Raw genomic sequence first — 15546 nt, forward strand, 5'->3', positions numbered from 1 at the left:
GTGAAACGATGCATCGCCGATGGTAGTGTGGGGTTTCCCCATGTGAGAGTAGGTCATCGTCAAGATTAAATTCCAGAACCCCTGTTTGCTAACGCAAACAGGGGTTTTGTTTTGGGCGGTCGAAAAGGGCGAAGTGGCGCATTACGGCGGCCTTCAATGCTAAAGTCCCGCCTTTCTATGCAATGACCCTTCGCATGGCTATCATGCGTGCCTCATTGTGAGGCGATACTTGCATGCTGACGTTGTTGAAACTTCTAAAAGATGGCCGATTCCACTCCGGGGAGGCACTTGGTGCCGCTCTGGGCGTCAGCCGAAGTGCTGTCTGGAAGCAGCTCCAGCACCTGGAGGCTGAATTGAATCTGCCCATCCATAAGGTCCGTGGCAAGGGCTATCAGCTGGCCTCGCCGCTGGTATTCTTGAGTGCCGCAGAGATTGCGTTGAGTGCGCCTTCCCTGGCCTGGCCTGTTCATATATTCGACTCCATCGACTCTACCAACGCAGAAGCCTTGCGCCTTGTTGGCGCTGGGTGCGCGGCGCCGTTCCTGGTACTGGCGGAGCAGCAAACCGCAGGGCGAGGCAGGCGAGGCCGTAGGTGGGTCAGTCCGTTCGCTCAGAACCTGTATTACAGTCTCGTATTGCGTATTGACGGCGGCCTTAGGCAGTTAGAAGGGCTAAGCCTGGTTGTCGGCTTGGCGGTCATGCAAGCCCTGCGCGAGTCGGGAGTGCAGGGGGCGAGCTTGAAATGGCCAAACGACGTTTTAGTCGGGCAGAAAAAAATTGCCGGGATCTTGCTGGAGTTGGTGGGGGATCCAGCTGATATCTGTCACGTTGTCCTCGGAATAGGCGTCAACGTGAATATGCAGAAAGCTGATGAAGTCGATCAGCAGTGGACTTCCGTGCAGCTCGAAACAGGCTCTCCAGTCGATCGTAACCGACTGGTCGCGCAACTGGGTCTGCAGCTGCAGCACTACCTGGATCGGCACCGGGTTGCAGGCTTTACAGCGCTCCAGGAGGAGTGGGAGCAAAATCACGCTTGGCAGGGAAGGGCGGTATCTCTTATCGCCGGTGTCAACCAAGTTGATGGAGTTGTCCTGGGGGTCGACCCTCAAGGTGCGTTGCGTTTAAGTGTTGATGGCGTCGAGAAAATATACAGTGGTGGTGAGTTAAGCCTGAGGTTGCGTGATGATTCTTGAGCTCGACTGTGGGAATAGCTTTATCAAGTGGCGAATCCTTGAGTCGGATAGGGCCAGTGCCTCTGCAGAAGGGGTTGCAGGTTCGGACATCGCACTGATTGAAAGCCTGCTAGCGCTGCCCGGAGTATTGCTGACACGCTGTCGCTTGGTGAGTGTTCGCGCCATAGAGGAAACGGACAAGCTCGTTGCGGCTCTCGTAGAGGCTTTTGGTGTGGTTGTTTGCTGTGCTGCTTCTGCACGAGAAATGGCCGGGGTGCGCAACGGCTACGAAGATTTCGAGCGTCTTGGCCTTGATCGCTGGCTGGCGATGCTGGGTGGGTTCAAGTTGGCATCGGGTGCTTGCCTGGTACTCGATTTTGGCACGGCAGCGACTGCAGACTTTATCGCGGCGGACGGTGAGCATCTGGGCGGCTTCATTTGCCCCGGTATGCCTCTCATGCGTAACCAGCTTCGCACGCACACGCGCAGGATACGTTATGACGATGCCGCAGCGGAAAGGGCCTTGGAGGGCTTTTCGCCTGGCCGTACGACCGTAGAGGCGGTAGAGCGTGGTTGTACATTAATGCTCAGGGGATTTGTGCTGACCCAGCTTGAATTGGCTCGCGCCTACTGGGGGGATGACTTCACCGTATTCCTCACCGGTGGGGATGCAGGCCTGGTATCGGATGCGGTGCCCCAGGCCCGGCTGGTGCCTGATTTGATTTTCGTGGGGTTGGCGATGGCGTGTCCATTATCTTGAGGTGATTATGCGTTGGCTGTTTTTACTTTTACTTGTCCTCAACGCCTTCTATTACGTATGGCATCAGCAAGAGGCGCCGTTGCGTGCCAAGGATGTCACTCCTTTGAGTCTCTATCGGGGCTCACAGCAAGACATCCGACTACTGAGTGAGTCTGCCGATGATGTGGTCCGCAAGGATCGAGCAAAAGCGCCCGACGCGCCGAATACATGCTTGTACATCGGTGGTTTTTTGGATCAGCGCCAAGCGCAGACGCTCGAGCAGCGCCTCACAAGCCTGGATATAAAGGTCAAAGTTCAATTGCTGGCCACGCCCGATACCTCAGGTTATTGGCTCCGCGTGGCCCCAGAAAGTCGGCGCCTGGCTGATGATCTGCCATTTGAAAACCTTGCTAAGGAATTCAATGAGTTAAAACATAAAATAATGTTGTGCGAAGGCGTTGCAAGTGTCGAATAGTTTGCATAGAATGGCGCCCGCTTCGCAGTGAAGACCTTTACGGTCTACAGCGTGAAGCGAAGGTCAACGCAGCTAACCTCATATTTTTAATGAGAAAATGCTTGACAGAAGGCCGGCGTGATGTAGAATGCCGGCTCGCTTAGGAGGGGTTCCCGAGCGGCCAAAGGGATCAGACTGTAAATCTGACGTCTACGACTTCGAAGGTTCGAATCCTTCCCCCTCCACCATTTTTAGCGTGAGCTGCAAGCTCCGCGGGTATAGTTTAGTGGTAGAACCTCAGCCTTCCAAGCTGATGATGCGGGTTCGATTCCCGCTACCCGCTCCAAGTTTGCAGGTTGTGCAAGGTGTTTCGCTCTTGTAGCTCAGTTGGTAGAGCACACCCTTGGTAAGGGTGAGGTCAGCGGTTCAAATCCGCTCAAGAGCTCCATATGACAAGGCAGATATGAAAATATCTGCCTTTGTTTTAACAGCTACCTCGGCTTGATGGTGTTGTGCCTGGCTTTGTTGTTAGGTGATTTCAAGTCTAGTGGGGTTGGTTGTTGTAAAGTCTTTTTCAGGCCTGCATAATGGTCGGCCTGATTTTGTTTTAGGTCAGTAGCTCAATTGGCAGAGCGACGGTCTCCAAAACCGTAGGTTGGGGGTTCGATTCCCTCCTGACCTGCCAGATTCACGTGGTGTATCTGGCTTTCTTTTCACAGGATCTTCATAGATGACTCCTAAGGCTGAAGCTCAAAGCTCTCGTTTCGATCTCGTCAAGTGGCTCGCCGTAGTCGCATTGGTGGTCGTAGGCGTTGTTGGCAATCAGTACTACTCTGCTTCGCCGATCCTGTACCGTGTGCTCGCTTTGCTCGCCCTTGCTGCTGTAGCTGCCTTTGTGGGCCTGCAGACTGCCAAAGGCAAGTCTTTCGCGGTCCTGGTAAAGGAAGCTCGCACCGAAATTCGTAAAGTCGTTTGGCCGACTCGCCAAGAAACCACGCAGACCACGTTGATTGTTGTGGCTGTTGTTCTGGTTATGGCGTTGCTGTTGTGGGGGCTTGATTCCCTGCTCGGCTGGCTTGTTTCCTTGATTGTTGGCTAAGGGTGTCCCGTGGCTAAGCGTTGGTACGTTGTGCATGCTTACTCGGGTTACGAGAAGCATGTTATGCGCTCTTTGCTGGAGCGCGTAAAGCTCGCAGGCATGGAAGATGGCTTCGGCGAAATTCTGGTTCCCACTGAAGAAGTGGTTGAAATGCGGAATGGTCAGAAGCGCAAGAGTGAACGCAAGTTCTTCCCTGGCTACGTGCTGGTTCAGATGGACATGAATGAAGGTACTTGGCACTTGGTCAAGGACACTCCTCGTGTCATGGGTTTCATTGGCGGTACTGCTGATAAGCCTGCTCCGATCACTGACAAGGAAGCGGAAGCGATTCTGCGTCGTGTTGCTGACGGTAGCGACAAGCCTAAGCCGAAGACGTTGTTCGAGCCGGGTGAGGTTGTTCGTGTCACAGATGGTCCGTTTGCTGATTTCAACGGCACCGTCGAAGAAGTTAACTACGAAAAGAGCCGGATCCAAGTGGCAGTGCTCATTTTCGGTCGCTCTACTCCGGTAGAGTTGGAGTTCAGCCAGGTCGAGAAGGTCTAGCTGGGCAAGCATCCCAACCCCGCAGCCTTAGGCTGTGGGGTTTTGTCGTCACTGGGATAAACGCGCAAGTAACCGGGGAGCCTTTCGAGGCGTTCGAACCCGTAATTGGAGTGCCTCATGGCCAAGAAAATTACCGCTTACATCAAGCTGCAAGTGAAGGCCGCTCAGGCCAACCCTAGCCCACCCGTCGGTCCAGCTCTGGGTCAGCACGGCGTGAACATCATGGAATTCTGCAAAGCCTTCAACGCCCGTACTCAGGGTCTTGAGCCAGGTCTGCCGACTCCAGTGATCATCACTGTATACAGCGACCGTAGCTTCACTTTCGAAACCAAGTCGACCCCGGCTTCGGTTCTGTTGAAGAAAGCTGCCGGTCTGACTAGCGGTTCCGCTCGTCCTAACACCGTTAAGGTTGGCACCGTAACTCGTGCTCAGCTGGAAGAAATCGCGAAAACCAAAAACGCGGATCTGACTGCAGCTGATATGGATGCAGCCGTGCGTACCATCGCCGGTTCTGCTCGTAGCATGGGCCTTAACGTGGAGGGTGTGTAATGGCTAAGCTGACCAAGCGCCAAAAGGCTATCGCCGGCAAAATCGAAGCGGGCAAGTCCTACAACTTTGTAGACGCTGCTGCCCTGCTGACCGAGCTGTCGACTGTCAAGTTCAGCGAGTCCGTTGACGTTGCTGTAAACCTGGGTGTTGACCCACGTAAATCCGACCAGGTCGTTCGTAGCGCTACTGTGCTGCCACACGGTACTGGCAAGACTGTACGTGTAGCTGTCTTCACCCAAGGCCCGGCAGCTGAAGCTGCTCTGGCCGCCGGCGCAGACCGCGTTGGTATGGACGACCTGGCTGCCGAAATGAAAGGCGGCGACCTGAACTATGACGTTGTTATTGCCTCCCCGGATGCAATGCGCGTTGTAGGTCAGTTGGGTCAGATCCTGGGTCCACGTGGTCTGATGCCTAACCCTAAAGTCGGCACCGTAACGCCAGACGTAGCTACCGCGGTTAAAAACGCCAAGGCTGGTCAGGTTCGTTATCGCACCGACAAAAACGGCATCATTCACACCTCCGTTGGCAAAGTCGGCTTTGATGCCGTCAAGCTGAAGGAAAACGTTGAAGCCCTGATCGCTGATCTGAAGCGTATCAAGCCAGCTTCCTCGAAAGGTATCTACGTCAAGCGCGTTACCCTGAGCACCACTATGGGCCCAGGTCTGGTCATCGACCAAGGCTCGCTGGACGTATAAGACACAGATTGGCGCAAGCGATTGCGCCAATTGAAAAATTGGGGTCCCTGCCTGGCGGGGGCTATCCAAGACCGTAGGCGACGCAAGTCTTAAACCATAAGCCTACGCAGATGGTGCTCCCGGTTCCTTACCGAATCAGACACCAAAACGACATCCGGCTCCGGCCAGATGAAACGGTAACAAGCAGGAGTTAAACCCGTGGCAATTAATCTCGAAGACAAGAAGGCCATCGTCGCTGAAGTCAACGAGGCTGCCAAAGCTGCTCTGTCCGCTGTCGTGGCTGATGCCCGTGGTGTGACAGTAGGCGCTATGACCGGACTCCGTAAAGAGGCTCGTGAAGCTGGCGTATACGTACGTGTTGTACGTAACACCCTGCTCAAGCGCGCTGTTGCTGACACTGAATACAGTGTTCTCAACGACGTGTTCACCGGCCCGACTCTGATCGCGTTCTCCAAGGATCATCCAGGCGCTGCTGCCCGTTTGTTCAAGGAATTCGCTAAGAGTCAGGATAAGTTCGAGATCAAGGCAGCTGCGTTCGAGGGCAAGTTCCTCGCAGCTAACCAAATCGACGTACTGGCAACACTGCCGACCCGCGACGAAGCCATTTCGCAGCTGATGAGCGTGATTCAAGGCGCTACCAGCAAGCTGGCTCGTACTCTGGCTGCAGTTCGCGAGCAAAAAGAAGCTGCCGCAGCCTAAGGCTGAGCAACTTCTCTCGCGTATTTTTGTTTATTTCGATGGCCGCGTAGGCCGTCCCCCAATTCAGGAAATACAGCAATGTCTATCTCCCAAGACGATATCCTCAACGCCGTAGCTGAAATGTCGGTTCTGCAGGTTGTTGAGCTGATCAAAGCTTTCGAAGAAAAATTCGGCGTTTCCGCTGCCGCTGCTTCCGCTGGCCCAGCTGCTGCTGCTGCCGTTGTTGAAGAGCAAACCGAATTCAACGTCATGCTGACCGAAGCTGGCGAGAAGAAAGTAAACGTGATCAAGGCAGTACGTGAACTGACCGGTCTGGGCCTGAAAGAAGCCAAGGCTGTAGTTGACGGCGCTCCTGCCGTGGTTCTGGAAGCTGTCTCCAAAGACGCAGCTGACAAAGCCAAAGCTACTCTGGAAGAAGCAGGCGCTAAAGTCGAGCTGAAGTAAGCATCGACCTTGCGTCTCCAGCCCAAGCGTTAAGCTGAAGGCTGATGGCTGGTGGCTCTTGCCACCGGCCTTTTTCCGTTCTTGGCTGTCGACTCGGTCGCCGCCATTAACGCGCTGTAGCCACCCGAAGCGGTGGTGCAAACCATGGGGTTTGCGAGATTTTCTGGCTGCTCCCGTCGGAGGGGCCAAACAAGCAGGTGACCAAGCTGGGGAACGCTGATGGCTTACTCATATACTGAGAAAAAACGTATCCGCAAGGACTTTAGCAAGTTGCCGGACGTCATGGATGTCCCGTACCTTCTGGCTATCCAGCTGGATTCGTATCGTGAATTCTTGCAGGCGGGAGCGACCAAAGATCAGTTCCGCGACGTGGGCCTGCATGCGGCCTTCAAATCCGTTTTCCCGATCATCAGCTACTCCGGCAATGCTGCGCTGGAGTACGTCGGTTATCGCCTGGGCGAACCGGCATTTGATGTCAAAGAATGCGTGTTGCGCGGTGTTACGTACGCCGTACCTTTGCGGGTAAAAGTCCGTCTGATCATTTTCGACAAAGAGTCGTCGAACAAAGCGATCAAGGACATCAAAGAGCAAGAAGTCTACATGGGCGAAATCCCACTGATGACTGAAAACGGTACCTTCGTTATCAACGGTACCGAGCGTGTTATCGTTTCCCAGCTGCACCGTTCCCCGGGCGTGTTCTTTGACCACGACCGCGGCAAGACGCACAGCTCCGGTAAGCTCCTGTACTCCGCGCGGATCATTCCGTACCGCGGTTCGTGGTTGGACTTCGAGTTCGACCCGAAAGACTGCGTGTTCGTGCGTATCGACCGTCGTCGCAAGCTGCCGGCCTCGGTACTGCTGCGCGCGCTCGGCTATACCACTGAGCAAGTGCTGGACGCTTTCTACACCACCAACGTATTCAGCCTGAAGGATGAAACCCTCAGCCTGGAGCTTATTGCTTCGCGTCTGCGTGGTGAAATTGCCGTTCTGGACATCCAGGACGAGAATGGCAAGGTCATTGTTGAAGCGGGTCGCCGTATTACTGCGCGCCACATCAACCAGATCGAAAAGGCCGGTATCAAGTCGCTGGAAGTGCCTCTGGACTACGTCCTGGGTCGCACCACCGCCAAGGTCATCGTTCACCCGGCTACTGGCGAAATCCTGGCTGAGTGCAACACCGAGCTGAACACCGAGATCCTGGCAAAAATCGCCAAGGCTCAGGTTGTACGCATCGAGACTCTGTACACCAACGACATCGACTGCGGTCCGTTCGTCTCCGACACATTGAAGATCGACTCCACCAGCAACCAATTGGAAGCGCTGGTCGAGATCTATCGCATGATGCGTCCTGGCGAGCCACCAACCAAAGACGCTGCCGAAACCCTGTTCAACAACCTGTTCTTCAGCCCTGAGCGCTATGACCTGTCTGCGGTCGGCCGGATGAAGTTCAACCGTCGTATCGGTCGTACCGAGATCGAAGGTTCGGGCGTGCTGTGCAAGGAAGACATCGTCGCGGTACTGAAGACCCTGGTCGACATCCGTAACGGTAAAGGCATCGTCGATGACATCGACCACTTGGGTAACCGTCGTGTTCGCTGCGTAGGCGAAATGGCCGAGAACCAGTTCCGCGTTGGCCTGGTACGTGTTGAGCGTGCGGTCAAAGAGCGTCTGTCGATGGCTGAAAGCGAAGGCCTGATGCCGCAAGACCTGATCAACGCCAAGCCAGTGGCTGCGGCGGTGAAAGAGTTCTTCGGTTCCAGCCAGCTCTCGCAGTTCATGGACCAGAACAACCCGCTCTCCGAGATTACCCACAAGCGCCGTGTTTCCGCACTGGGCCCGGGCGGTCTGACCCGTGAGCGTGCGGGCTTCGAAGTTCGTGACGTACACCCGACGCACTACGGTCGTGTTTGCCCGATCGAAACGCCGGAAGGTCCGAACATCGGTCTGATCAACTCCCTGGCCGCTTATGCGCGCACCAACCAGTACGGCTTCCTCGAGAGCCCGTACCGTGTGGTGAAAGACGCTCTGGTCACCGACGAGATCGTATTCCTGTCCGCCATCGAAGAAGCTGATCACGTGATCGCTCAGGCTTCGGCCACGATGAACGACAAGAAAGTCCTGATCGACGAGCTGGTAGCTGTTCGTCACTTGAACGAGTTCACCGTCAAGGCGCCGGAAGACGTCACCTTGATGGACGTTTCGCCGAAGCAGGTAGTCTCGGTTGCAGCGTCGCTGATCCCGTTCCTGGAGCACGATGACGCCAACCGTGCGTTGATGGGTTCCAACATGCAGCGTCAAGCTGTACCGACCCTGCGTGCTGACAAGCCGCTGGTAGGTACCGGCATGGAGCGTAACGTAGCCCGTGACTCCGGCGTTTGCGTCGTGGCTCGTCGTGGCGGCGTGATCGACTCTGTTGATGCCAGCCGTATCGTGGTTCGTGTTGCCGATGACGAAGTTGAAACTGGCGAAGCCGGTGTCGACATCTACAACCTGACCAAATACACCCGCTCGAACCAGAACACCTGCATCAACCAGCGTCCGCTGGTGAGCAAGGGTGATCGCGTTCAGCGTAGCGACATCATGGCCGACGGCCCGTCCACCGATATGGGTGAGCTGGCACTGGGTCAGAACATGCGCATCGCGTTCATGGCATGGAACGGCTTCAACTTCGAAGACTCCATCTGCCTGTCCGAGCGTGTTGTTCAAGAAGACCGCTTCACCACGATCCACATCCAGGAACTGACCTGTGTGGCGCGTGACACCAAGCTTGGGCCAGAGGAAATCACTGCAGACATCCCGAACGTGGGTGAAGCTGCACTGAACAAGCTGGACGAAGCCGGTATCGTTTACGTAGGTGCTGAAGTTGGCGCAGGCGACATCCTGGTCGGTAAGGTCACTCCGAAAGGCGAGACTCAACTGACTCCGGAAGAGAAGCTGCTGCGTGCCATCTTCGGTGAAAAAGCCAGCGACGTTAAAGACACCTCCCTGCGTGTACCTACCGGTACCAAGGGTACTGTCATCGACGTACAGGTCTTCACCCGTGACGGCGTTGAGCGTGATGCTCGTGCACTGTCCATCGAGAAGACTCAACTCGACGAGATCCGCAAGGACCTGAACGAAGAGTTCCGTATCGTTGAAGGCGCGACCTTCGAACGTCTGCGTTCCGCTCTGGTAGGCCACAAGGCTGAAGGCGGCGCAGGTCTGAAGAAAGGTCAGGACATCACCGACGAAGTTCTCGACGGTCTTGAGCACGGCCAGTGGTTCAAACTGCGCATGGCTGAAGATGCTCTGAACGAGCAACTCGAGAAGGCCCAGGCCTACATCGTTGATCGCCGCCGTCTGCTGGACGACAAGTTCGAAGACAAGAAGCGCAAACTGCAGCAGGGCGATGACCTGGCTCCAGGCGTGCTGAAAATCGTCAAGGTTTACCTGGCAATCCGTCGCCGCATCCAGCCGGGCGACAAGATGGCCGGTCGTCACGGTAACAAAGGTGTGGTCTCCGTGATCATGCCGGTTGAAGACATGCCGCACGATGCCAATGGCACACCGGTCGACGTCGTCCTCAACCCGTTGGGCGTACCTTCGCGTATGAACGTTGGTCAGATCCTTGAAACCCACCTGGGCCTCGCGGCCAAAGGTCTGGGCGAGAAGATCAACCGTATGATCGAAGAGCAGCGCAAGGTCGCAGACCTGCGTAAGTTCCTGCACGAGATCTACAACGAGATCGGCGGTCGCAACGAAGAGCTGGACACCTTCTCCGACCAGGAAATCCTGGATCTGGCGAAGAACCTGCGCGGCGGCGTTCCAATGGCTACCCCGGTATTCGACGGTGCCAAGGAAAGCGAAATCAAGGCCATGCTGAAACTGGCAGACCTGCCAGAAAGCGGCCAGATGCAGCTGTTCGACGGCCGTACCGGCAACAAGTTTGAGCGCCCGGTTACTGTTGGCTACATGTACATGCTGAAGCTGAACCACTTGGTAGACGACAAGATGCACGCTCGTTCTACCGGTTCGTACAGCCTGGTTACCCAGCAGCCGCTGGGTGGTAAGGCTCAGTTCGGTGGTCAGCGTTTCGGGGAGATGGAGGTCTGGGCACTGGAAGCATACGGTGCTGCTTACACTCTGCAAGAAATGCTCACAGTGAAGTCGGACGATGTGAACGGTCGGACCAAGATGTACAAAAACATCGTGGACGGCGATCACCGTATGGAGCCGGGCATGCCCGAGTCCTTCAACGTGTTGATCAAAGAAATTCGTTCCCTCGGCATCGATATCGATCTGGAAACCGAATAACACGTGACGCGAATCGAGAGTGGGGCAATTTGGCCCGCTCTCTGCTCCGCCAGGAGGAAAGGCCTTGAAAGACCTACTGAATTTGCTGAAAAACCAGGGTCAAGTCGAAGAGTTCGACGCCATCCGTATTGGATTGGCATCGCCTGAGATGATCCGTTCGTGGTCGTTCGGTGAAGTTAAAAAGCCGGAAACCATCAACTACCGTACGTTCAAACCTGAGCGTGACGGCCTGTTCTGCGCCAAGATCTTTGGCCCGGTAAAGGATTACGAGTGCCTGTGCGGTAAGTACAAGCGCTTGAAGCACCGTGGTGTGATCTGCGAGAAGTGCGGCGTTGAAGTTGCACTGGCCAAGGTTCGTCGTGAGCGCATGGCGCACATCGAACTGGCTTCGCCGGTTGCCCACATCTGGTTCCTGAAATCGCTGCCGTCCCGTATCGGCTTGCTGATGGACATGACCCTGCGTGATATCGAACGCGTTCTCTACTTCGAGAGCTATGTCGTTATCGATCCAGGCATGACCACCCTTGAAAAAGGTCAGCTGCTGAACGACGAGCAGTACTTCGAAGCGCTGGAAGAGTTCGGCGACGATTTCGATGCCCGCATGGGTGCCGAAGCTGTCCGCGAGCTGCTGCACGCTATCGACCTGGAGCACGAGATTGGCCGTCTGCGTGAAGAAATTCCGCAAACCAACTCCGAAACCAAGATCAAGAAACTGTCCAAGCGTCTGAAGTTGATGGAAGCCTTCCAGGGTTCCGGCAACTTGCCAGAGTGGATGGTGCTGACCGTTCTGCCGGTTCTGCCGCCAGACCTGCGTCCGCTGGTACCGTTGGACGGTGGTCGTTTTGCGACATCCGACCTCAACGACCTGTACCGCCGCGTGATCAACCGTAACAACCGCTTGAAGCGCCTGCTTGATCTGTCCGCTCCGGACATCATCGTGCGCAACGAAAAGCGTATGTTGCAAGAAGCTGTCGATGCCTTGCTCGACAACGGTCGTCGTGGCCGCGCTATCACCGGTTCGAACAAGCGTCCTCTGAAATCCCTGGCTGACATGATCAAGGGTAAGCAAGGTCGTTTCCGTCAGAACTTGCTCGGTAAGCGTGTTGACTACTCCGGTCGTTCGGTAATTACCGTAGGCCCGACCCTGCGTCTGCACCAGTGCGGTCTGCCTAAGAAGATGGCTCTCGAGCTGTTCAAGCCGTTCATCTTCGGCAAGCTGGAAATGCGCGGTCTCGCGACCACCATCAAAGCGGCCAAGAAAATGGTCGAGCGCGAACTGCCAGAGGTTTGGGATGTTCTCGCTGAAGTGATCCGCGAACACCCGGTTCTCCTCAACCGTGCACCGACCCTTCACCGTCTGGGTATCCAGGCGTTTGAACCGGTACTGATCGAAGGTAAGGCTATCCAGCTGCACCCTCTGGTCTGTGCTGCGTACAACGCCGACTTCGACGGCGACCAAATGGCCGTGCACGTACCGCTGACACTGGAAGCCCAGTTGGAAGCGCGTGCGTTGATGATGTCGACCAACAACATCCTGTCGCCAGCCAACGGTGAGCCAATCATCGTTCCGTCGCAGGACGTTGTATTGGGTCTGTACTACATGACCCGTGAAGCGATCAACGCCAAGGGCGAAGGTCGTGTGTTCGCTGACCTGCAAGAAGTTGACCGTGTGTTCCGTGCCGGCGAAGCCGCACTGCACGCCAAGGTCAAAGTGCGGATCAACGAAACCGTCAACGACCGTGACGGCGGCAGCGTGAGCAACACCCGTATCGTCGACACCACTGTTGGCCGTGCGCTGTTGTACCAGGTTGTGCCAAAAGGTCTGTCGTACGACGTCGTCAACCTGCCGATGAAGAAAAAGGCGATCTCCAAGCTGATCAACCAGTGCTACCGCGTGGTTGGTTTGAAAGAGACCGTGATCTTCGCTGACCAGTTGATGTACACCGGTTTTGCTTATTCGACCATTTCCGGCGTTTCCATCGGTGTTAACGACTTCGTTATCCCGGATGAAAAAGCCCGCATCATCAATGCTGCTACTGATGAAGTGAAAGAGATCGAGAGCCAGTACGCCTCCGGCCTGGTAACCCAGGGCGAGAAGTACAACAAGGTGATCGACCTTTGGTCCAAGGCCAACGACGAAGTCTCCAAGGCGATGATGGCCAACCTCTCGAAAGAGAAAGTCATCGACCGTCATGGCGACGAAGTTGACCAGGAGTCCTTCAACTCGATGTACATGATGGCCGACTCGGGCGCACGGGGTTCTGCTGCGCAGATCCGTCAGCTCGCCGGTATGCGGGGCCTGATGGCCAAGCCGGACGGTTCCATCATCGAAACGCCGATTACTGCGAACTTCCGTGAAGGTTTGAGCGTACTTCAGTACTTCATCTCCACGCACGGTGCTCGTAAGGGTCTTGCGGATACCGCGTTGAAAACCGCTAACTCCGGTTACCTGACTCGTCGTCTGGTAGACGTTGCACAAGATCTGGTTGTAACCGAGATCGATTGCGGCACCGAGCACGGCCTGCTGATGACTCCGCACATTGAAGGCGGTGACGTTGTAGAGCCGCTGGGTGAGCGCGTATTGGGTCGTGTTATTGCCCGTGACGTATTCAAGCCAGGTACCGAGGAAGTTATCGTTCCGGCCGGCACCCTGGTTGACGAGAAGTGGGTCGAGTTCATCGAACTCAACAGCATCGACGAAGTGATCGTTCGCTCGCCGATCAGCTGCGAAACCCGCTACGGCATTTGCGCCAAGTGCTACGGCCGTGACTTGGCTCGTGGTCACCAGGTGAACATCGGTGAAGCGGTCGGCGTTATCGCTGCCCAGTCCATCGGTGAGCCGGGTACCCAGCTGACCATGCGTACGTTCCACATCGGTGGTGCGGCAAGCCGGACCTCCGCAGCTGACAGCGTTCAGGTGAAGAATGGCGGTACTGTCCGTCTGCACAACCTGAAACACGTTGAGCGAGTGGATGGCCACCTGGTAGCTGTGTCCCGTTCCGGTGAGCTGGCGATCGCTGATGACTTCGGTCGTGAGCGTGAGCGTTACAAGCTGCCGTACGGTGCTGTGATCTCGGTTAAAGAAGGTGACAAGGTCGACGCTGGCGCAATCGTGGCCAAGTGGGATCCGCACACTCACCCAATCGTTACCGAAATGAAAGGTACCGTGACCTACGTGGGCATGGAAGAAGGCATCACGATCAAGCGTCAGACTGACGAATTGACCGGTATGACCAACATTGAAGTACTCGACGCGAAAGATCGTCCAGCTGCCGGTAAAGACATCCGTCCTGCCGTGAAGATGGTCGATGACAACGGCAAGGATCTGTTGCTTCCAGGCACTGACGTAATCGCTCAGTACTTCCTGCCAGCCAACGCCCTGGTCGGTGTAGCGGATGGTGCGAAGATCGCGATCGGTGATGTTATCGCGCGTATCCCGCAAGAAACTTCGAAGACCCGTGACATCACCGGTGGTCTGCCGCGTGTTGCCGACTTGTTCGAAGCTCGTCGTCCGAAAGAAGCGTCGATTCTGGCTGAAGTCAGCGGCACCATCGCGTTCGGTAAAGAGACCAAAGGCAAGCGCCGTCTGGTCATTACCCCGAACGACGGTAGCGATCCGTACGAAGAGCTGATTCCTAAGTGGCGTCACCTGAACGTGTTTGAAGGCGAACAGGTAAACCGCGGCGAAGTTATCTCCGACGGCCCGAGCGATCCACACGACATCCTGCGTCTGCTGGGTGTGAGTGCGCTGGCCAAGTACATCGTTAACGAGATCCAGGACGTTTACCGCCTGCAAGGCGTGAAGATCAACGATAAGCACATCGAGACCATCCTGCGTCAGATGCTGCGTAAAGTTGAAATCGCTGAATCCGGCGATTCCAGTTTCATCAAGGGCGACCAGATGGAATTGACTCACGTACTGGTTGAAAACGAGCGCCTGACGAACGAAGAGAAATTCGTTTCCAAGTTCACTCGCGTGCTGCTGGGTATCACTAAGGCGTCGTTGTCCACTGAGTCGTTCATCTCGGCGGCCTCCTTCCAGGAGACCACTCGCGTACTGACCGAAGCAGCGGTAACCGGCAAGCGCGATTACCTGCGCGGCCTGAAAGAGAACGTGGTCGTGGGTCGTCTGATCCCGGCAGGTACCGGTTTGGCTTACCACAGCGAGCGTAAGCGCCGCCGTGATGCTGACAAGCCGTTGCGCGTGAGCGCCAGTGAAGTGGAAGCTGCACTGACCGAAGCGCTGAACTCAAGCGGTAACTGAGTTCTGCGGTAGATAAGTCTGGGCCCTGGCAGCCCCATTCGTCGGATCGAGGCAATTTTGCCCCGGTTCGATGAGAGGGGAGGTCGGGGCCTTGCCTTGACTGGGGACAAGATCCTCTTTAGACTCTTGTACCCCTAAATTTGGCGGGAATTCGTTCCTGCCATTTTGCTTTTCTTGCAAGACAATAGCGTCGCAAGACAACAGTGGAGCTAGTAGATGGCAACTATCAACCAGCTGGTACGTCAGCCGCGTAAGCGTATCGTCGAGAAATCCGACGTACCTGCGCTGCAGAACTGCCCGCAACGTCGTGGCGTATGCACTCGCGTGTATACCACTACGCCGAAAAAACCTAACTCGGCACTGCGTAAAGTATGCCGTGTGCGTCTGACCAACGGTTTCGAGGTTTCCTCGTACATCGGCGGTGAAGGCCACAACCTGCAAGAGCACAGCGTGGTACTGATCCGCGGCGGTCGTGTAAAAGACTTGCCAGGTGTTCGTTACCACACCGTACGCGGCTCCTTGGATACTTCCGGCGTTAAAGGTCGTAACCAGGGTCGTTCGAAGTACGGTACCAAGAAGCCTAAGTAGTAGCGGC

The 15546-nt window shown here is 55.8% G+C and carries 12 protein-coding genes and 4 tRNA genes; all 16 read left to right on the forward strand.

Going from position 1 to position 15546, the window contains the following annotated elements; all coding sequences use genetic code 11:
• Positions 1–233 precede the first annotated feature (233 nt).
• The 16 genes from birA to rpsL all read left to right on the forward strand — a co-directional run bounded on the left by birA (position 234) and on the right by rpsL (position 15539).
• On the forward strand, positions 234–1193 hold the full coding sequence (birA, locus tag GIW02_RS17285) for a bifunctional biotin--[acetyl-CoA-carboxylase] ligase/biotin operon repressor BirA (RefSeq protein ID WP_236421957.1): 960 nt from the start codon (positions 234–236) through the stop codon (positions 1191–1193).
• Complete coding sequence (locus GIW02_RS17290) at positions 1183–1932, forward strand: pantothenate kinase (protein WP_236411521.1); 750 nt, start codon at positions 1183–1185, stop codon at positions 1930–1932. Before birA ends, GIW02_RS17290 begins: the two co-directional genes overlap by 11 nt.
• 7 nt (positions 1933–1939) lie before the next feature.
• Positions 1940–2386 carry a hypothetical protein gene (locus GIW02_RS17295; protein WP_236411520.1) on the forward strand — a complete coding sequence of 149 codons (447 nt, stop codon included), beginning with the start codon at positions 1940–1942 and terminating at the stop codon, positions 2384–2386.
• A 142-nt stretch (positions 2387–2528) separates the two neighbouring features.
• Positions 2529–2613: transfer RNA gene (locus GIW02_RS17300), tRNA-Tyr, on the forward strand.
• 24 nt (positions 2614–2637) lie between these two features.
• Positions 2638–2711, forward strand: a tRNA-Gly gene (locus GIW02_RS17305).
• A 26-nt stretch (positions 2712–2737) separates the two neighbouring features.
• Positions 2738–2813, forward strand: a tRNA-Thr gene (locus GIW02_RS17310).
• 161 nt (positions 2814–2974) lie between these two features.
• A tRNA-Trp gene (locus GIW02_RS17315) sits at positions 2975–3050 on the forward strand.
• 45 nt (positions 3051–3095) lie between these two features.
• Entirely contained in the window at positions 3096–3464 is a 369-nt protein-coding gene (gene secE, locus GIW02_RS17320; protein WP_003194658.1) for a preprotein translocase subunit SecE, read from the forward strand.
• 9 nt (positions 3465–3473) lie between these two features.
• A complete protein-coding gene (gene nusG / locus GIW02_RS17325; protein WP_003176436.1) occupies positions 3474–4007 on the forward strand; it encodes a transcription termination/antitermination protein NusG in 534 nt (177 codons plus the stop codon).
• Between the two features lie 117 nt (positions 4008–4124).
• A complete protein-coding gene (rplK, locus tag GIW02_RS17330) occupies positions 4125–4556 on the forward strand; it encodes a 50S ribosomal protein L11 (protein ID WP_003176435.1) in 432 nt (143 codons plus the stop codon).
• On the forward strand, positions 4556–5251 hold the full coding sequence (gene rplA / locus GIW02_RS17335; RefSeq protein ID WP_003176434.1) for a 50S ribosomal protein L1: 696 nt from the start codon (positions 4556–4558) through the stop codon (positions 5249–5251). Before rplK ends, rplA begins: the two co-directional genes overlap by 1 nt.
• Before the next feature lie 198 nt (positions 5252–5449).
• A complete protein-coding gene (rplJ, locus tag GIW02_RS17340) occupies positions 5450–5950 on the forward strand; it encodes a 50S ribosomal protein L10 (protein ID WP_003232405.1) in 501 nt (166 codons plus the stop codon).
• A 78-nt stretch (positions 5951–6028) separates the two neighbouring features.
• The gene (gene rplL, locus GIW02_RS17345) at positions 6029–6394 is read left to right on the forward strand and encodes a 50S ribosomal protein L7/L12 (protein ID WP_017736673.1); all 366 of its coding nucleotides are present in this window, start codon (positions 6029–6031) and stop codon (positions 6392–6394) included.
• A 219-nt stretch (positions 6395–6613) separates the two neighbouring features.
• Complete coding sequence (gene rpoB, locus GIW02_RS17350; RefSeq protein WP_122540638.1) at positions 6614–10687, forward strand: DNA-directed RNA polymerase subunit beta; 4074 nt, start codon at positions 6614–6616, stop codon at positions 10685–10687.
• Between the two features lie 64 nt (positions 10688–10751).
• Positions 10752–14951, forward strand: coding sequence for a DNA-directed RNA polymerase subunit beta' (rpoC, locus tag GIW02_RS17355; RefSeq protein WP_236411518.1), 4200 nt, complete (start codon positions 10752–10754; stop codon positions 14949–14951).
• Positions 14952–15167: 216 nt separating this feature from the next.
• Positions 15168–15539, forward strand: coding sequence for a 30S ribosomal protein S12 (gene rpsL / locus GIW02_RS17360; protein ID WP_002555494.1), 372 nt, complete (start codon positions 15168–15170; stop codon positions 15537–15539).
• Positions 15540–15546: the final 7 nt, after the last annotated feature.

This window comes from Pseudomonas syringae, from assembly GCF_021606685.1.
Lineage (GTDB): Bacteria > Pseudomonadota > Gammaproteobacteria > Pseudomonadales > Pseudomonadaceae > Aquipseudomonas > Aquipseudomonas syringae_R.